19 protein-coding genes and 1 tRNA gene are annotated in these 19,462 nt (G+C 35.5%); 7 read left to right on the forward strand and 13 right to left on the reverse strand.

Features of this window, described 5'->3' with window-relative positions; translation table 11 throughout:
- The first annotated feature begins 71 nt into the window (after positions 1–71).
- A tRNA-Arg gene (locus INQ25_RS03970) sits at positions 72–148 on the forward strand.
- A 101-nt stretch (positions 149–249) separates the two neighbouring features.
- Here the strand turns inward: INQ25_RS03970 and uvrC are convergent.
- The 11 genes from uvrC to def form a co-directional block, all read right to left on the reverse strand.
- A complete protein-coding gene (uvrC, locus tag INQ25_RS03975) occupies positions 250–2,067 on the reverse strand; it encodes an excinuclease ABC subunit UvrC (protein ID WP_213863108.1) in 1,818 nt (605 codons plus the stop codon).
- The gene (gene glyS, locus INQ25_RS03980; protein ID WP_213863109.1) at positions 2,051–4,168 is read right to left on the reverse strand and encodes a glycine--tRNA ligase subunit beta; all 2,118 of its coding nucleotides are present in this window, start codon (positions 4,166–4,168) and stop codon (positions 2,051–2,053) included. Before glyS ends, uvrC begins: the two co-directional genes overlap by 17 nt.
- A 3-nt stretch (positions 4,169–4,171) precedes the next feature.
- Entirely contained in the window at positions 4,172–5,011 is an 840-nt protein-coding gene (locus INQ25_RS03985) for a glycine--tRNA ligase subunit alpha (RefSeq protein ID WP_213863110.1), read from the reverse strand.
- 44 nt (positions 5,012–5,055) lie between these two features.
- A complete protein-coding gene (locus tag INQ25_RS03990; protein WP_213863111.1) occupies positions 5,056–5,814 on the reverse strand; it encodes a phosphatidylglycerophosphatase in 759 nt (252 codons plus the stop codon).
- A gap of 146 nt (positions 5,815–5,960) precedes the next feature.
- The gene (gene hemB / locus INQ25_RS03995; RefSeq protein ID WP_213863112.1) at positions 5,961–6,956 is read right to left on the reverse strand and encodes a porphobilinogen synthase; all 996 of its coding nucleotides are present in this window, start codon (positions 6,954–6,956) and stop codon (positions 5,961–5,963) included.
- The gene (gene nuoH, locus INQ25_RS04000; RefSeq protein ID WP_213863113.1) at positions 6,949–7,974 is read right to left on the reverse strand and encodes an NADH-quinone oxidoreductase subunit NuoH; all 1,026 of its coding nucleotides are present in this window, start codon (positions 7,972–7,974) and stop codon (positions 6,949–6,951) included. Before nuoH ends, hemB begins: the two co-directional genes overlap by 8 nt.
- Positions 7,958–10,006 carry an NADH-quinone oxidoreductase subunit NuoG gene (gene nuoG / locus INQ25_RS04005; RefSeq protein ID WP_213863144.1) on the reverse strand — a complete coding sequence of 683 codons (2,049 nt, stop codon included), beginning with the start codon at positions 10,004–10,006 and terminating at the stop codon, positions 7,958–7,960. Before nuoG ends, nuoH begins: the two co-directional genes overlap by 17 nt.
- Positions 10,007–10,011: 5 nt before the next feature.
- Entirely contained in the window at positions 10,012–10,224 is a 213-nt protein-coding gene (locus tag INQ25_RS04010; RefSeq protein WP_006279675.1) for a hypothetical protein, read from the reverse strand.
- 66 nt (positions 10,225–10,290) lie between these two features.
- Positions 10,291–10,497, reverse strand: a complete 207-nt coding sequence (locus INQ25_RS04015; RefSeq protein ID WP_049973611.1) for a hypothetical protein — start codon at positions 10,495–10,497, stop codon at positions 10,291–10,293.
- 669 nt (positions 10,498–11,166) lie between these two features.
- Positions 11,167–11,988, reverse strand: coding sequence for a uracil-DNA glycosylase (locus INQ25_RS04020; RefSeq protein WP_213863114.1), 822 nt, complete (start codon positions 11,986–11,988; stop codon positions 11,167–11,169).
- Entirely contained in the window at positions 11,978–12,517 is a 540-nt protein-coding gene (gene def, locus INQ25_RS04025) for a peptide deformylase (RefSeq protein ID WP_213863115.1), read from the reverse strand. Before def ends, INQ25_RS04020 begins: the two co-directional genes overlap by 11 nt.
- Before the next feature lie 138 nt (positions 12,518–12,655).
- Here def and ftsA point away from each other — a divergent pair, with 138 nt between their 5' ends.
- Together ftsA and map are read left to right on the forward strand one after the other, a co-directional pair.
- Complete coding sequence (gene ftsA, locus INQ25_RS04030; protein ID WP_213863116.1) at positions 12,656–13,894, forward strand: cell division protein FtsA; 1,239 nt, start codon at positions 12,656–12,658, stop codon at positions 13,892–13,894.
- A 132-nt stretch (positions 13,895–14,026) separates the two neighbouring features.
- The gene (map, locus tag INQ25_RS04035) at positions 14,027–14,809 is read left to right on the forward strand and encodes a type I methionyl aminopeptidase (protein ID WP_006279681.1); all 783 of its coding nucleotides are present in this window, start codon (positions 14,027–14,029) and stop codon (positions 14,807–14,809) included.
- Between the two features lie 63 nt (positions 14,810–14,872).
- Here map and INQ25_RS04040 read toward each other — a convergent pair whose 3' ends face one another.
- The gene (locus INQ25_RS04040; RefSeq protein WP_213863117.1) at positions 14,873–16,084 is read right to left on the reverse strand and encodes an MFS transporter; all 1,212 of its coding nucleotides are present in this window, start codon (positions 16,082–16,084) and stop codon (positions 14,873–14,875) included.
- A 218-nt stretch (positions 16,085–16,302) separates the two neighbouring features.
- On the opposite strand from INQ25_RS04040, the gene rsmH reads away from it, so the two are divergent.
- Both rsmH and ftsL read left to right on the forward strand, forming a co-directional pair.
- Positions 16,303–17,247: a 16S rRNA (cytosine(1402)-N(4))-methyltransferase RsmH gene (gene rsmH / locus INQ25_RS04045; protein ID WP_213863118.1), complete on the forward strand. Its 945-nt coding sequence runs from the start codon at positions 16,303–16,305 to the stop codon at positions 17,245–17,247.
- Positions 17,244–17,555 carry a cell division protein FtsL gene (gene ftsL / locus INQ25_RS04050; protein ID WP_007548286.1) on the forward strand — a complete coding sequence of 104 codons (312 nt, stop codon included), beginning with the start codon at positions 17,244–17,246 and terminating at the stop codon, positions 17,553–17,555. Before rsmH ends, ftsL begins: the two co-directional genes overlap by 4 nt.
- Positions 17,556–17,856: 301 nt before the next feature.
- Here ftsL and INQ25_RS04055 read toward each other — a convergent pair whose 3' ends face one another.
- Entirely contained in the window at positions 17,857–18,156 is a 300-nt protein-coding gene (locus INQ25_RS04055; RefSeq protein ID WP_065094969.1) for an NADH dehydrogenase ubiquinone Fe-S protein 4, read from the reverse strand.
- Between the two features lie 145 nt (positions 18,157–18,301).
- Between INQ25_RS04055 and INQ25_RS04060 the strand changes: the two genes are divergently transcribed.
- Together INQ25_RS04060 and pth are read left to right on the forward strand one after the other, a co-directional pair.
- A complete protein-coding gene (locus INQ25_RS04060; protein WP_010962412.1) occupies positions 18,302–18,913 on the forward strand; it encodes a 50S ribosomal protein L25/general stress protein Ctc in 612 nt (203 codons plus the stop codon).
- The gene (gene pth / locus INQ25_RS04065; RefSeq protein WP_213863119.1) at positions 18,913–19,461 is read left to right on the forward strand and encodes an aminoacyl-tRNA hydrolase; all 549 of its coding nucleotides are present in this window, start codon (positions 18,913–18,915) and stop codon (positions 19,459–19,461) included. Before INQ25_RS04060 ends, pth begins: the two co-directional genes overlap by 1 nt.
- Position 19,462 lies beyond the last annotated feature (1 nt).

The following is a 19,462-nucleotide window of genomic DNA, read 5'->3' on the forward strand; positions in this document are numbered from 1 at the left end:
AATTGGTTATGCAAGAAATCTAGAAAAGAAAGGATTTTTTGCTATAACTTTACATGAATGGTAGGAAACACGGGACTATAGCTCAGCAGGATAGAGCGTTGGACTCCTAATCCGAAGGTCGTGCGTTCGAATCGCACTAGTCCCACCACATTGCTTCACAAATTTTATGGAGATTTTTTTTCACAAATACGCACACCTTTTTTTGCGGTTTTAAGATATAAATTCCCTAATAATAAAACGGGTTTTGTGTCATTCCAGTACTCCTCTCTTATAATTTACGTGTTTAAGAATAACTTCTGCTAAACCTTTACTAATTCCAGGTATGTTTTGAATTTCAGCCAGAGAAGCTTTGCTTATATTTTTCACTGAACCAAAATAAGACATCAACGCTTTTTTTCTTTTGTTGCCAATGCCGGGTATTTTGCTTAATTGTGAAACTATAAACTGTTTATCGCGTTTTTTTCTATGTGAAGTTATCGCAAAACGGTGGGCTTCATTACGCAGCGATTGTAAGTAAAGCATGACTTTGCTGTCATTTGCCAGACTGCATTCTTCCCTGCCCAGCATATAAAATCTTTCATTTCCTGCGTTACGATCAGGACCTTTTGCCATACAAGCAAAAGGAACGTTTATATTCAATACTTCCAGTACATTCTGTACTATGGAAACATGTCCTGGTCCACCATCAATCAGTAAAAAATCAGGTATTATGCCTTTTATATTGCCGGAGAAACGTCTGGTTAGCACTTCCCTCATCATTTTATAGTCATCGCCTGAAAATTTTTCCTTTATAGTAAATTTTCTGTACTCACTTTTTAAAAAACCCTCCTGCCCTGCAACAACCATTACACCAATTTGTTGGTTTCCAAATATATGGCTATTGTCATAAACCTCAATACGCTTTGGAATGTTTGGTAACAAGAAGATTTTGCTAAGCTCTTCAAGCTTTTCTAGGTTATTTCTATAATCGATAAGCTTCTGCTCTAAGCTATGCTGAGAGTTATCATAAACAAATTTCAATAAATCACGCTCTTTTTTATTCTTTGCACGCAGAACTTTTACTGGCTTTTGAGCAACCTTATATAGTGCTTGTTCTATAATTTCCTTATCCACAATAGAATCTGGAACGTAAATTTGTATTGGAGGTATGTTAGCTGAATTATAAAAATTGACCAAAAAGGTGGATAAAATTTCATCATTTGAGTGATCACCACAGTTCTCGGCAAAGTAAGGAGTGCTGCCGTAGTTGTCTTTATTTCTAAACGATAACACACTAATACATGCTAGATCCTCTTCACGTACAATACTGAAGAAATCTGCATCTTTTTCAAAAGAAAAATCCGTGTGCTGTATTTGAATTTGCTCAAGAAACTTTACCCGATCTCTATATATAGCAGCAAGCTCATAGTTTTCTTCACTGCTGCACTTTCTCATTGTGAAAAGTAACTGTTCTTTCACTTCCTTATTTCTTCCAAGCAATGTATTTCGTGCCTGTTTTACTGATTGGCAGTAGTCGTCTTTTGTGATTTTATCTACGCATGGTGCTGAGCAGCGCTTAATTTGATATTCAATACATGGTCTTTTTGTTGAGGAAAAGTATTGATCTGAACATACTCTTAGGAGAAAAGCTTTTTGCAATGACAATATAGTTTGCTTAACAGCAGCGGCAGATGTAAAGGGACCATAATAATGAAACTCATTCTTCTTAAATTTGCCTCTATATTTTGCTATTCTTGGATAATCGTGCTTGGAAATTGTTATATAAGGATAAAATTTTCCATCCTTGAGCACAATATTATAAAGTGGTTTCAATGATTTTATTAGCTGTGCTTCAAGAAGCAGTGCTTCGATTTCATTCTCAGTGATGAATATTTCAACCTTAATAACCTGTAAGAGCATAACTCTAATTCGTTCAGAAAGGTTTTCGAATTGAAGGTAGTCGGATAATCTCGACTTTAAGTTTTTTGCTTTTCCAACATATAAAACTTTATTCTTATCTCCGACCATCTTATACACGCCACAGGACTGTGGAGATGATTTGATTTGTTCTTTATATTGCCTGAGCATTTATCCATTGCTTAACCTGTATGAGGTTAAAATCTGCTACTAAATGAAAGATGGAAACTACATTTTCAAGCAAAGATAATCTGTTTCTTCTCAGCTTATCAGAATCACAGTTAATCTTTACACTGTCCATAAACTGATTGATAAACGGAGCAAAACCAGCAAGTTCATCAAGTGCTACATTAAAGTGGTTATTTTTTATCGCTTGTTTTATGTTTTTACAAGCAGTTATAGCACAATTTGATAGCGCAATTTCTTCACTTTCAATCAAAAACCTCTTACCGTAAGATGCACTATAAGTAGTGCCATCACTTTTTCTTACTTTGCTCATCATGTTACTGACTCTTTTGTAAGTGCTTAGAATCTGTTCACCTTCTGGCATACTAAGATAACGATCCAATATAACAGTTTGCTTTTCTGCTGTCAGCAGATCATTAATATCGATTTTATATAGTATTGAATCTACAACATCTTGCCTTATATCTCTATTTTTTAAAATAACCTTGAATCTTTCTAAGCAAAATCTCAATACTAGTTCTGAAATTTGTTTTCTATTCGGCTTATCAACTGACGTTGTATTTTTATTAAATAGAAGTCTTGAATATAAAGATACTGACTTGTCTATCAGTAGCCTAATTGGAATATGCAAATTATTTTCAAGTATTGTCCTAATTATACCAATTGTCATTCTCCGCAAACCAAACTGATCATACGAACCAGAGATTTTCTCACCTGCTGCAATTAAACCAACTAAGCTATCCACTTTGTCTGCAATTGACACAGCAATTGCAGAAGGAGATTTAGGACACTCTTGCTCTGGCCCGATTGGCTTATAATGCTCAGTTATAGCTTCCACTATTTCTCTATCTTCTTGAAAATAAGAAGCATAATATCCACCCATTACTCCTTGTAATTCTGGAAACTCTCTTACTATCGATGTTGCCAAATCAGCTTTTGCCAAATATGCAGCGCGTTCAACTTTTATCAGCGAAGCATGTGGAATAAATATAGCTATATACTTTGACAGAGCCGTAATACGCTTCACCTTTTCCCCCACGCTGCCAAGTGAAGCATGAAATAATATCAAACCTAATTTTTTGACATAATAATCTAGATTTTCCTTTTTATCTTGAGATATTAAAAATTGGGCATCAGCAAGACGTGCTTCTAATATTCTTTCGTGTCCTTTAACAACTTCACCATTGTTGACGTTGACAACAGTGACAAAGTGTGAAATTCTCTTTCCATTACTTAAAGCAAGGTATTTTTGTTGTGTATTAACTATACTAAGTATTACTTCCTTCGGTAATCCAAATGACTTTTCTTGATTCACTTCACCAAACAGTACGATTGGCCACTCTATAAGCCCTGTCAATTCATTTAGTAAATAATCATTTTTCTCAAGTTGTAAATTCTGCTCTTTTGTGAATTTATTAATCTGATCTAGTATAAATTGCTTTCTTTTGTCCATTTGGAGAATTACACTGTTTTTTTCTAGCAATTCAAAATAGTCTTTAGGTGCTTTAACAGTTAACGCTGTACCACTTGAGAGAAATCGATGGCCATATGTTGTGTTAGATGCTGTGATCCCTGCAAAAGACACAGGTATTATTTCGTCATTTAAAATGCATAAAATGTTTTTAATTGGCCTAACCCACCTTTCTTTTCCTTTGCCCCATCTCATACTTTTTGGCCAAGAGAAACTTTTTAATATTTCTCCTAGTTGATTTTTGAGGAATTCTCTGATGTTAAATGAGCAGCTTTCTCTTTTAATGAAGTAAAAATCCTCATTATTTACTTTTCGAACGAGCAAATCTTCTTCATTTTTCTGATATTTTCTTAAAAAACCTTCGATAGCACTTTTTGGTGCGTTAATGTTTGGTCCCTTAACTTCGTTATTGGAATCCTTTAGCTCCAAAGCATTTATGTTGTCGACAAATAGGGTAATGCGACGTGCCGTTATAAAAACCTCCATTGATGTAAATTTTACATTATTTTTGTTAAAAACATTGGCAATACAGCTCTTAACTTGAGTTGCAGCTACATTCTGCATTCTCGGTGGTATTTCTTCTGAAAGGCACTCAAATAATAACTGCAACGACATACGCTATTTACTCATGTACAATTCACAACATTTTTTTGTCAGCTCTCTAACTCTACCAATATAAGCTGTACGTTCATTCACACCAAGCACACCTCTTGCATCAAGCAGATTAAGTAGGTGACTAGTTTTAATACATTGGTCATAAGCTGCCATTGGTAGCTCCTTTTCAATAAGGAACTTACACAATTTTTCCGTATCTTCGAATTGCTGCTGTACCACTTTAGTATCATAATAGTCTAACGCTAGATAAGAAAATTCATATTCTCTTTGTTTAAAAATATCTCCGTAAGTTACACCGTTATCGTTCCAAGTTATATCGTAAACATTATCTACACCTTGTATGCACATTGCTAAACGTTCCAACCCATATGCCGCCTCACCAGGAATCATCTTGCAGTCAATCCCTCCAACTTGCTGTATATAAGTAAGCTGTGTTACTTCCATTCCATTGCATGTAACTTCCCATCCAAGTCCTGATGCTCCAACGCTCGGATTTTCCCAATCATCTTCAACAAACTTAATATCATATTTTTCTGTAGATATGCCAAGAACTTTTAAGCTATCTAAATAGACGTCTTGTAAATTATTACCAGATGGCTTTATTATAACTTGATATTGGTGATGTTGATACAAACGATTAGGATTATCACTATAGCGCCCATCTGCTGGCCTAATTACTGGTTGTAGATATGCAATTTTTGCCGGTTTTGTATCAATTGCAGACATAATTGTTGCAGGATGTAATGTGCCAGCACCAACTTCAGATGTGTATGAGTGAAGTATAACACATCCTTCACTAGCCCAAAAATCTTGTAACTCTTTTATTATACTTTGTAAGTTCACACAAATTGCACACTTTTTATACTAAATATATAAATAAATAAGTACTATTCAATACCTATTTTTTTAACAGTATCATGTAAATAATCACCTAAAACTGCTGAACTTTCCCTCACATACTGAATTATGCTTTTATTTAGGACAATTGCATCATGCATAGTTAAATCGCAGAATATAAATGCTGTTAAATACAGTAAAATCACCGCATAAAATGTGTGAAAAATCCCCTCAAATGTAATTGACATTGCATTATTATAGCTGAGCTGTATTGAACTTATTGGCCATGGTTTTATCACTTCTACGACATTAAAAAATACGTAAGGTATCATAAGAAAAAAGAAAAAGTGCATAAAATCATTAAACCAAAATGGGCATTGAAACATCTGCTTACATATACTCCCATAGAGTTTACTTACAGCATAATAAATCGACATCATTGCTGGCATTGAAAGTGCTACAGTCAGTACTTGCCCTGACGCTATTTGTATTACTATTTCTTCACCACTGTTTGCTGAAGGGTCTTGAGCATGAAAAATAAATATTCCAATTAATTGCATTACTAACATAACTATTGCCAATTTTGTAAAAACAGCAGCTACAACTATTCCTGAGTCTGGCATTTTATATAGTAAGTATTCGCCTCCATATGTAAGAATTAATATAACATCGACAATAAATAATATTAAAAAAGAAGACCAATAGTTCTGCCAACTTGGTAAATATCCTATTCCTAAAAGAGAGCTTACTGTTTTGGCAGGAAAAACCTTACCTAGCATCTTTCCCAAAAATTTAAAAAAAATCCCCATGTTCTAAGTAACACTTGGTTTATATTATTTATAATACTGTATTGTAACGGACTTATCAACAACTTAAAACATGTATTGGAAAACTTTAAGTAATATGCAGCAACAGTAGAAGAACGTGCGCCAAAAATTTAATAATTTTATAGGGCTTATGCACTTAAATTTTTTGCAATATCAAGTGCAGCGTAAGTGAATATTGCACTTGCACCCGCACGTTTGAAACCAATCAAAGATTCATAAATCATCTTGTCATAATCCAGCCAGCTATTATTTGCAGCAGCTTTTATCATTGCGTACTCACCGCTTACTTGGTAAGCAAAAATCGGAAAATTAAACTTATCACTTGCTGTTTTGATAATATCCAAATATGGCATACCTGGTTTAATCATAATAAAATCTGCACCTTCATTTATATCCATTTCAATTTCGCACATTGCTTCGCGCGCATTTTTATAATCCATTTGATAACCACTTTTGTCTATAGAATGTGATAGCCCACATGAACCAACGACTTGCCTGAATGGAGCATAGAAGCTAGAGCAGTATTTCACTGCATAAGATAATATTAATACGTCTTGAAAGTTGTTATCATCTAATGATTTTCTGATTCTTCCTATTCTACCATCCATCATATCAGAAGGAGCAACTATATCACATCCTGCTTTCGCTAAAGCAAACGCTTGCTTACACAGCACTGATATAGTTTCATCGTTTTCTACATCCATCTGATTATCTTTTAAAATGCCGTCATGGCCGTGAATAGTGTATGGATCCAATGCAACGTCTGCAATAATACCAATTTCAGGTACCTTTAATTTTACAGCACGGATTGCTTTGCAGATTAAGTTGTCAGAATTATATGCTCCCTCAGCGTTTTCAGATTTTAGTTTACTATCAACTACAGGAAAAATTGCAACAGCATTAATTCCTAAATCTTTAGCTTCCTTAACTATAGACACTAATCCATCTATTGAATAACACTTTACGCCTGGTAAGCCAGAAATTGGTTCAGTTGTTTCTTCTCTGTTATGAACAAACAGAGGAAGAACCAGATCATTTACTGATAAACTATTTTCACTTGTTAAATTGCGAACCCATTTGCTCGAGCGCCTGCGCCTTAATCTTGTATTTGGAAAATTAAACATTGGATCCAGGTAAATTCCCAGTAAAGAGCAACACTCCTGAAATGAGTACCACCCAAAGCACCGATATTGGCAGAAACACTTTCCAACCAAGGCGCATTAGCTGATCATATCGATAACGAGGTATTGTTGCTCTAATCCAAATAAATACGAATAAAAGTATAATTATCTTCAAAACGAACCAAATTAAACCTGGAATTTTATAAAGCAAACCAAGTTCTAACGGAGGATACCATCCCCCCAGAAAGAATATTGTCATCATAGCACTTGCTAAAATCATATTTGCATATTCTCCAAGAAAAAAGAGGGCAAAAGGCATGGATGAATATTCAACGTTATATCCAGAGACAAGCTCTGCTTCAGCTTCTGGTAAATCAAATGGGTGACGATTAGTTTCTGCAAGCAAAGAAATAAAAAATATTATTCCTATAGGCATTAGTAGTAAATCAACCCAAAATGGCATATTGTGTTTCGCTACCACCATCTCTCCAAGATTTAATGTTCCAGTGGTAATAACGACTGTAGCAACTATTAAGCCTATTGAAACTTCATACGAAATCATCTGAGCAGCCGACCGTATAGCGCCAAGAAATGCATAATTAGAATTGCTTGACCAGCCTGCAATAATCACGCCGTATACTCCCAGCGACGATATAGCTAGCACATAAAGCACTCCAACATTAATATTTGCTATAACCTTAGGAATAACTACTTGCTGGCCATTTTCTACAATTACTTCAGCACCAAACGGTATAACTGCCCAGGCAATTAATGCCAAGATAAAGGTAAGCATTGGAGCCATAATGAACAGTATGGTGCTCGCTCTAAATGGTATTATCGGCTCCTTAATCAGGAGCTTAATAGCATCTGCAAATGGCTGCAATAGCCCAAAAGGTCCAACTACACTTGGGCCGTGCCTCAGTTGAATTGCAGCAAGGACCTTACGCTCAAAGTATGTCAAATATGCAACTGAAAGTAGTAGCGGTACTAAAATAAATAAAATATTAACTAGCGTGTTCATAAAAAGCTTTAGTACAATCTGCCATTATTTTTGAAGCGCGACTTATTGAATCCGTCATATAAAAATTACACTCCTTTAAAGTAAAAGGTGTATTACTTAAGCTTATTTCACCGCTGCTGATTGGTACCCATGTGTTTTTTACCACTTGATCAGCATTTCTAAACTGTGGACCGATAGTATCTAATTTTTTTCTCACGTCAAATAAACTATCATATGGTAAGGAAAGATCCAAATATTGCGAGAGATTTTTAATAATTAACCAATCCTCCTTTGCTTCACCTGGAGGAAATACAGCTAAATTTGTTCTTTGCACTCGACCTTCAGTGTTTACATAAGTTGCATATTTTTCTGTATATGCAGCACCAGGCAAGATAACATCTGCCACATGTGCACCCTTATCACCGTGATGACCTTGATAAATTACAAATGTATTTTCTAATTTTGATGTATCAATTTCATCTGCACCAAGAAGATAAACCACTTCTATTTCACCACTTTCTGCATGTTCCAATATTTGATTAATATCCCTTTCGCCTTTTTTAGGAACAAACCCAGTATCTAGCCCACCAACTCTTGCTGCAGCTTTATGCAGCATATTAAAGCCATTCCAGTCATCTCTGACCATGTTAAATTTTTCTGCAATTTTGCCAGCTAGAACTAGAACTGATTCAGAATCGTCTCTTACTAATGCATCTTGACCGATAATCAGCATAGGGCTCTGAGCAGCACTCAGCAGCTCACAGAACTTATGATTTCCATTTGCTATTTCACTCAAAATATCAGGATTATCGCCCAATTTCTCAACATGATACAAATATTCAATGTTAGGACCAACACTTGCAACAGGAAAGTTGCCCTGTAAATATCTCTTTCTCAATCTTACGTTAATAATCGGTGCTTCTATCCTTGGATTTGTATTTATAAGCAGACATAAATCTGCATTTTCTATACCTTCAATAGTGGTATTGAACACATACGATCCACGATTACTTGGTATAAGCTTTGCACCATCTTGCCTACAGTCTATATTCCCCGAGCCGAGCTTCTGCATCACTTCTTTGAGTAGAAGCATAGACTCACAATCTGCTAAATCACCTGCAATTGCAGCTATTTTATTTGATTTTGTATTCTTTAATTTCTTTGCAGCAACAGTTAATGCTTCATTCCAATCAACTGGGGCTAATTTACCATCTTTTTTTATATAAGGTCGATCAAGACGCTGAACTTTTAGTCCATCATAGGCAAAGCGGGTTTTATCTGATATCCATTCTTCATTTACCTCTTCGCTCAGCCTTGGTAATATCCTCATAACCTCCGGGCCACGATAATCAACTCTAATTGCGCTACCCACAGCATCTAGCACATCTATAGTCTCACAATGTGATAGCTCCCATGGACGCGCTGTAAAGGAGTAAGGCTTTGAAGTTAAAGCCCCTACCGGGCAGAGATCTATGATATTTCCAGATAATTCAGAACTAATATGCCTTTTTATGTAAGTGCTAATCTCTACATTTTCTCCCCTTCCGATTCCTCCAAGTTCATTTGTACCTGCAACATCAGACAAAAATCTAACACACCGAGTGCAATGAATGCATCGATTCATCGCAGTCTCAATCAGTGGTCCGAAGTGTTTTTTTGGCACAGCCCTCTTATGCTCATCAAGTCTGCTGGTTCCTTTCCCATAAGCCATCGTGATATCTTGCAAATCGCATTCACCACCTTGATCGCAAATTGGGCAATCAAGCGGGTGGTTAATTAGCAAAAACTCAAGCACACCTTCACGTGCTTTTTTAACCTTAGGGGTATCAGTGTGAATAACCATCCCTTCTGCAACTGGCATTGCACAAGAGGCTACTGGTTTTGGAGGTCCACCCTCCACTTCAACCAAACACATTCTGCAATTACCAGCAATTGCTAAACGCTCATGATAACAAAAACGTGGAATTTCAACGCCCACGACTTCACAAGCTTGAATTATAGTGAGCCCATGCTCTACTTCACATTCCTTAGAATTAATAGTAACTTTAACCACAACTATTATACAGCTTCCCACTTTATAGGATTGCCGCTTACCTCATCTTCAACCAGATTGCCGTTGTCATATTGAGCAGACATATAATTCATGCGCGAATCACGATCTATATATCTAACAGGTTTTACCGGTTTATCTTTATACATTTTTTGCTCAGCTTTCTTACGCTGAGTAGGGTTATTTTTACTAGCTGTCTTTGCTTTCCCACCTGCTGCCATATAAACTCCTAAAAACTTTTCATTCTATTTTAACACTTAAGTATATAGCGTCAATATTTAATAACTTTAAAATTTCAATAGATCTCTTATTATAATCATTTTACAATCATTGTTTAAATAAAAAGTTACCCCTTGATGCCATTCCAGCGCATGACGCACAGCTGTACGAACATTGCAATTTGCAGGCAATTTGCGTGGCAGATTCAAGTAGCTGACACTGGTTTCCATCCAAAACAGCAGTAGCTCTTTTGGTGTCATTTCAGTGCTTGACACTGAAATCCAGGATTTTGATTGGATACTGAGTTGGTAAGCATAAAAGTATAGCTAACGCGAGCTCTACGTCATACCGCGATTTATTCGCGGTATCTCAAAGCATAGATCCCGCTAACAAGCAGCGGGATGACGATTGTCGTTTAGCTATAAACATTAAGAAATTTACCAAACGGAAAAAAAGGCAAAAGAAGCCCTGGGGTTATTATCCGCTTTAAAATATTGGCGTTTTTTATGTTTTAAACGCTTGACAAGCGAAATTCAGCTGCTTTTAATTGCAACTAACTTACACTGCAAATGTTTAAGAAATTTACTAAGCAGAAAAAAAGACAAAGAATCCCCGAGTTAGCTAGTCTTTTACTATCTCTGTCGAGTATTGGCATTTTTTGATGTCTTGTAACGCTTTATAAGCGCGTTCAGCTTATTTAGATAAAAATCTAGATGTAGATGAAGTTTTGTAAAGACATACAGTATCTATATACTGCAAAAAATTGAACATAAGACGCCGATACATTAAGTAATCCTTACCTTTTAATCTGCAGATTGGCGAAAGCAAATACAATAGCTTCAGTTTCATGATAGGGGGGCTGGCGGAGTTTGTCAAGGAAGTTTTTTCGTTTCTAACGATTGTTAACATGCTGCAAAAAACTATGCAAGAGGTCTACCACTTTATTAGGTATTTGTGCAGTTATTGGTGTTATCAAGATACTCCCTAATCTTCTTCAAGTCCTCCCAGGCTAAACGTTTTTGTGCCGGTTGGCGAAGTAGGTAAGCTGGATGAAATATAGCGGCTGTGGTGATTGAATTGGACAAATATTGGTTAGTGTACGTATGAAATCTGCCACGCAAATTCGATATAGTTTTTGTGCTGTCAAGAAGGCTATAACATGCGATTCCCCCGACCAAAATTAAAATTTGTGGTGAAACTAGTGCAACGTGTTTTTCGACAAATGGTCTGCACATATCAAGCTCTAGGTCGGTTGGCTTTCTATTGCCAGGTGGACGCCAAAATACAGTATTGCTTATGTATACCTTAGTGCGATCAAGATTGATTGCATTTAACATTTTATCGAGCAACATTCCACTTGCACCACAAAATGGTATGCCTTGAAGGTCTTCATTTGCTCCTGGAGCTTCACCAACGAGCATAATTTTTGCATTTGGATTACCATCGGAAAAGACAGTATTAGTTGCAGTTTTTTTTATCTCACAACCTTCAAATGATTCAACTGCACTTCTTAGTTCATCCACACTATTACATTTGCTTGCAAGTTTCCTTGCTTCAATTATCCAATCACTTGGAAACATGTCTTTTCCATCTTTAGTGTCATCCCAGCGCATATCTGCATCTTTCTTCTTGGTCCCAGTTTGGATAACAGAGGGTTGTACACTCTCTTTGCTCTCCAATTTTTTTTCCTCTTCACCCTCCATTAGTGTGCAATCAACGCCCACTTCATGGTAAAATTTTAATAATTCTAGGTCTTTATTGCTCATAATGCTTTTTAACCTTTTGTGCTTTTTTCATGGCCATATCATACTTTAATTTAGATAAATGTCTAATATATAATATGCCGTTTAAGTGATCTAATTCATGCTGAATACACCTTGCAAGCCAACCACTAGCTTTTAGCGTCTGTTCTTCGTTATTTAAGTCTCTGTATTTCACAGTTAAATACTTTGGACGCTTAATTTCATAGCTTTGCTCTGGAATTGAAAGGCACCCTTCCTTGAGAGTCACTTGTTCATCAGATAATTCCGTAATTTCTGGATTAATCATGCAAAACTTGCCAGTTGATTCATATCCTGCTGGCTCATTTTCAATTGTTTCTAGCTGAACATCCACAACAAAAATTCTCTTTAACACTCCAACTTGCACTGCAGCAAGGCCAAGACCTTCTGCATCATACATAGTTTCGAACATGTCGTTTACTAATTCTTTAATTTTATCGTTTATATCTGTTACTTCACTGGCACGTGTGATTAGTCTTTCATCAGGGGCAATTACAATTGGTAATATGGACATAAAAATTATAATTCTATGTTTTGCTTTTCCTTTTGTCCAGAATTTAGTGTATATTAAAATGTTGCTATATCTATAATAGAAATATAAATTATTAAAGAAAGCTACAATTTAAATGAAATTGCGTAATAAGGTTAACTAATGTACTCTGCAGTAATAGCAAAACCAAAGAGAAACGTTTTTGCTGTTTTAGACATAGGTACAACAAAGATTATTTGTCTAATCGTTAAAATAAATGGCAACTTCAGCTATAAAGTAACAGGAACGGGCTATAAGATTGCAGAAGGTGTAAACGGTGGGTCGATAACTAATGTAAAACACGCAAATTACTCCATCTCATCAACTATAGGTTTAGCTGAGCAAGTGTCAGAGGAAACTATAGACCAGATATATGTGAGCATTGCTGGATGTGGCATCTCATCTTTCAATGTACATAATGAAATTATTGCAGCTAATCATGAAATTTCTGACCGGGATATAAAACGTGTAGTTTTTCAGACGTTTGAGAAATATATTGAAGAAAATGTTATCATTCACAATATACCACTGAAATATCACTTAGATGACATGACTGACATAAAAGAAGTTGGTGGATTGTACGGAAAAAGACTATCTGCTGATGTTAATGTTGTCACTGCTTCGCGTCCAGCGCTTACCAATATTGAAAACTGTATTACCAATAATGGTGGATTAAATATGGCAGGTTGTATTGCTTCTGCATATTCTGCAGGTCTTGCCTGTCTGAGTGGAGATGAAAAAGAGCTCGGGACGGCTATTGTTGATATAGGCGGTGGGTGCACTGCAATTGGAATTTTCAAAAGAGGGAAACTTGTGTATGCAAGCAGCGTTCCAATTGGTGGTGTTCATATCACTCGAGATATTGCTTACGGGCTATGCACAAGCATAGAACGTGCAGAGTATATAAAAATACTGTATGGCAGCACTATCGTAACTTCAATAGATGAGAATGAGTACATTACAATGCAAAACAACGAAAATGATGAACCTACTCAAGTATTCAAATCTGAGCTTATTAACATCATAAGACCAAGAGTTGAAGAAATACTTGAAATGGTAAGAGAGCAATTTCAAGAGCAGAAAGATCCAATTAATAAAGTAGTGATCACAGGTGGAACTAGTCAACTCACAAGCATGAAGGAAATTGCAGGCTATATATTCAATAAGCAAGTTCGAATTGGGTGCCCTGAGTCTTGTAGCGGTCTTGATGGCGAATATGATAAAAATCCTGTATTTTCTGCTGCTATAGGCTCTATAAAGCTAATAGTTGACACTTTTTATAAAAATAATTCTGGTATTTTAGGTCAGGATGGTAAAATGAGTAAATTGTATAATTGGGTTAAATCAAAAGTTACAGTCTAGATTTCTGTTTTACCACCTTTCATACAAATGACTTGACACTAGGATCCATAGGACTTATTTTTATAATATGTAAAATTATTATGTTTATGTACTTGCGAGTAAGCGTACCAATTACAATAAGACATGGAAAATATGAACATAACTATACACTCACAAGAAGATTTTGAATTTATGCGCAAGGCTGGCAGGCTTGCTGCTGAAACTCTTGATTTCATTGCACCGTACGTAAAGGTAGGGGTGACAACTAATGAGTTAAATGATCTATGTCATGATTTTATAATTAATGCAGGTGCAATTCCAGCACCACTAAACTATAGGGGGTATCCAAAATCGATTTGCACTTCAAAAAATGCAGTTGTGTGCCATGGTGTTCCCGATAATAAACCACTTAAAGATGGAGATATTTTAAATATTGATGTCACGGTGATTTTAAATGGCTGGCATGGTGATACAAGTCGCATGTTTTGGGTTGGCAAGCCATCAATAAAAGCAAAACGCTTGTGTGACGCTACTTATCATGCATTGATGGAAGCAATCAAACAAGTTAAGCCCGGCAATAAGTTAAATGAAATAGGGCTTGCTATAGAGAAATATATTAGAGATTTTGGATATTCTATCGTACGCAGCTACTGCGGACATGGTATAGGAAAAGTCTTTCATGCTCCACCAAATGTAGTGCATTTCTATGATCAAGATGAAAATCTCGTCTTGAAGGAAGGTATGTTCTTTACAATAGAGCCAATGATTAATGCTGGAAAACATGAGACTCTGCTCAGTAAACTCGATGATTGGACAGTGACAACACGCGATCTTTCACTTTCTGCTCAATTTGAACATACGCTCGGAGTAACAAAAGATGGTGCTGAAATATTCACATTATCACCTAAAAATTGGCACTTCCCGCCTTATAATTAGATTTTTTTAAATTCTGCTATACTGCAACTATACTTGGTTTACTTTGGGTGATCTTGAAGAAAGCTAACCCTTAACTTGTGATATAGCAACTAGCCCAATTAATGCACAGAAAATCATGTAAAAACTAGCTGAAGTCTCTTGTCCTGTAACTTTGATAATTGTTGTGCATATAAATGGTGCAAGACCACCAAAAAATCCAGCAGCTATATTTCTTGACAAACCAAATCCGCTATACCGAACCTTTGTTGGAAATAATTCACACATAAATGCACTGACAGGGCCAAGCGATGCAGCTATTGGAATTATAAAAAGAATATGTGCCAGCAAGTAATTGCCACTACATAACATTGAGAAAACTGGATAACTCACTATTACAAAAGCTATAAATGCAAATTTCATAACTTTTTCTCTTCCTATCTTATCAGAAAGTATAGCAAATAATATTGTCAACCCTCCGAGCGCAATTTGATTCAGTATTTCCACTATGTGATTAAAATGAGTATTTACTGTTAATATTTTATTCGTAAGCACATTGAAAAATACCAGATATATGTAAAGAGATGAGTTTTCAACTATATCAACCCCAACTGATATCAGAAAAGGTTTTTTATAGCTATTTAATAACTCTTTTAATGGCAATTTAGATGGATTTTTCTGTCTTTTATACTCTGGGCTTTCATCAAGTATATATCTCATATATATGCTAATTAATCCCATTGCTAAACTGAAAATGAAAGGTAATCTCCACCCCCAAGATTCAAAATCAGATACTTTTTTGCATATGAGTACCGCTATCAAGCTTAATACTGAACCAAAAATTGCACTTAATACCTCAATGCTGCCAAAAAATCCTTTTTTGTTTTTAGGAGCATGTTCTATTAAAAATGGTGCATTTCCTGCTTCTCCTCCAAGAGATATACCCTGCAATAATCTTAAACACACTACCAGCATTGACGCTAGTATTCCAATGCTTTGATAACCTGGAACAAAAGCAATTAATACGGTTGATAAAGTCATTAATATAATCGAGAGCAATAAGGCAACTCTTCTGCCATGTTTATCACCAATGTGACCAAATATAGCAGCACCGACTGGTCTCATTAAGAAACCCACTGCAAACACTCCAAAAGCCTTCAATACGCTGGTTAGTTGATCATCCGATGGAAAAAACACACCACCTATTATGTTTATTAAGTGGCCAAAAAGCATGTGGTCATACCACAATAAAGTGTTACAAATCAAACTTGAAAATATTACTTTTGTTATTTGCTGCATAATTTCCCTATAGCCTGTTTGATCTTATATATAAAAAAAAATGTGAACGTTATGTGAATATTATATTAACAATATTAAACCTTAATTTTAATATTATTGCTCATATATTCCGATAAGATACCATATTTTGGCAAGAAAATCTATGTACATAAATAAAATTGATGTGAAGAGTAGAGTAGAGTAGGATATCTACACCAACTGTACTTAAATTTTTTGATATGACACACACTCCAGTTTTGTTAAAAGAGATGCTATCACTACTATCACCGCAGGATGGTGGCATATACGTGGACGCCACATTTGGAGCTGGAGGGTATAGCAAAGCAATATTGGAGTCAGCTGATTGCAAAGTATATGCAATTGATAGAGATGAAACGGTAACTAAGTTTTATGATGATTTAAGCGTTAGATATCCAGATAGAATAAAACTATTCATTGAGAAGTTTAGTAATATTAAAAGTATACTAAGCAGCGTTGAGCCATCTCCTGTCATCCCAGTACTTGATACTGGAAAAAATAACTGGTCACGCGCTGGAATGACATCAAACGGAGTGGATGGAGTGGTCTTTGACATCGGAGTTTCATCTATGCAGCTTGATAACGGAGATAGAGGGTTCTCATTTTTACATGATGGTCCACTCGATATGAGCATGGATAACTCTTCTTATATAAACGCTTCAACGTTTGTTAACGCTTTACGCGAAGAAGAAATCGCAAATACTATATATAACTACGGAGGCGAACGTCTTTCTCGCAAAATTGCAAGAGCAATAATAAATGCACGGAAGAAGAAAACTATCAAAACTACATTTGAGCTTGCGGATATTGTACGTTCCGTGGTATTTCGTGGAAAAAGCAAAATTGATCCTGCAACCAGAACATTTCAGGCAATCAGAATATGGGTAAACGATGAGCTGGGAGAACTTGAAAAGGGTATTAAAGCTGCGTCTGAGATTTTAAGTGAGAATGGCAAATTAATTGTCGTCACCTTTCATTCCTTAGAAGATCGTATAGTCAAAACTTTTTTTAAAGATTTATGTGCTACTGATTGCAAGACATTCTCTCTTCTAAATAAAAAAGTGATCGAAGCAAGTATAGAAGAAGTAAGTGCAAATCCGCGTTCACGCTCAGCAAAACTAAGAGCTATACAGAGGTTGTCGTGAGAACTTTCTGCATCATCTCAATAGTTATGTTTTTTCTTAGCATTGTAGGACTATTTAAGGTAAAATTACATGTTCAGTCATTAAATAGAGAGCTAATAAAAATAAAAAGTGAAATTAATTTAGTACAAAGTGATATAAAAGTTTTACAAGCAGAGTGGAGCTATTTGAATAATCCAAAAAGACTTGCAAGCCTTGTAAAGAAATACCTGAAAAATAACTCTTTAATACTGGCTAGCCAGGTTAAAAATCTTGACTCTTTAAATGGCCGCAGTGTGCTAGCACAACTTAAAATCCATGATCAACAGTGAGATTAAGTCTTATTTTTTACAGATGAGCACATCACAATAAAACTTACTTTGTATCCGTTCAGGATAGCGGCAAGGTAGTATAACCATAGAGTAAAAGTGAGTTTACAACAAATGGTGTCATCCCAGTGCTTGACACTGGGATCCAGCCTTTCCATAATCATCAAAAACATTGTATTTTAACGTAAAACAGCTATTTTTATGCTTACCAACTTAATAAAATTCCTGGATCCCAGTGTCTGGGCACTGGGATGACAAAGGAGAGCAGTGTCAGCTACTTGCATAACACCATTTGTTGTGCAACTTACTTTAGTATGAAATTGCTTGCGTAAGATTTTGGCAGCCTCTTAACATTTTTTGGCATTTCAATTATGTATTTAACGTTGCGTTTTTTTGCGTAGAATACTGCTTTTTCAAGAGAATCAAACTTTAATACAATCTGTTTTTTTGGATCTTTTGAGCCAACCCACCCCATTAAAGGTTCAATGTAGTAAGAGCCAGATTCAATTTTCAGGTGCCAGAAATTTGTATTACCTAAACCAGATTGTGTTGCAGTTCTTGTTGGTCTATAAATCCTAAAAACTACTTTATCGTCAATGCCCATAGTTCTTGTTAAATAAGCTTAAATATATATCTAAATAAATCCTTTCACAAACAATTAGTATGAAAGAATGAAGTTTGAAATAAATATTTTTATGTTATATTATTATTAAATTATATTAAAAGGATTAGCTGAATAGGAGTAACCGATGACGCAACAGGAAATAGTAACAATTAATGCAGAGTTACGTGATATAACAAAAACAAAAGCGATGCATTCTCTAAGGAAGAAAGGAAACATCCCTGGAATCATATATGGAAAGGGCCATGATAATGTAAATTTGACATTGTCTGCAAAGGAATTCACAAAGCAATATAAGTCAGGCTCTCTTTCTGCACATTTGATAGAGCTGAATATTTCGGGCAAAAAGGAATATGCTCTTGTTCGCGATATCCAATTGCATGTAGTAAAGGATACTGTGCAACATGTTGATTTTCAGTTTGTTGATAAAGGCAGTGAAATTAAAATAGACATACCTCTATCATTTGTGAATGAAAGTAAAGCTCCAGGAATCAAATTAGGTGGAGTGCTTAATGTTTTGTGTCGTTCTATTGCTGTTAAATGCTCTCCTGATAAAATACCTCAGGTTATTGAAGTTGATTTATCCGGTAAAATGATTGGCCAGTCTATACATATTAATGATGTAAAATTACCAGAAGGTGTTAAGTTTGTAGCTCATGAAGAAGAAAATTTTACCATTGTTACAATTTCTGCTGCCGATAGTGACGTTGAAGAACCTCAAGCAGAAACAGAGGAATAGTGCACCTGATAGTTGGGCTTGGTAACCCTGGTGGTCAATATGAGTTAACTTATCATAATATCGGCTTCATCGTAGTTGATACAATTTGCAAATATTGGAATTTCCAGTCGTTCTCTAAAAAAGCCGATTATCTAATAACCTCTGGCATAATTAATGATAATAAAATCATGTTAATAAAGCCTTATTCATTTATGAATAATTCAGGCATCCCTGTTGCAAAAATACGAAACTTTTACAAATTATCGCTAGATAATATCGTTGTCATACATGATGACGCTGATTTGGAACTTGGAAGAATAAAAGTAAAGAAAGGTGGTAGTTCTGCTGGACATAATGGACTTAAATCCATAGATAGTTTTATTGGCAACGATTATTGGCGCTTGAGATTTGGAGTGGGTAGACCTGAAGATCAAAGAAGCTTAGCAGATTATGTGTTATCAAAATTTGAAAATTTTGATAATGTTACTCCCTTAGTGGAAAAAATAGCAAAAAATATACACTTAATGCTGCAAGGAGATAATACAGCTTTTATCAATTTGATTGTATAAT

The organism is Wolbachia endosymbiont of Rhagoletis cerasi (assembly GCF_018454475.1).
Classification (GTDB): domain Bacteria; phylum Pseudomonadota; class Alphaproteobacteria; order Rickettsiales; family Anaplasmataceae; genus Wolbachia; species Wolbachia pipientis.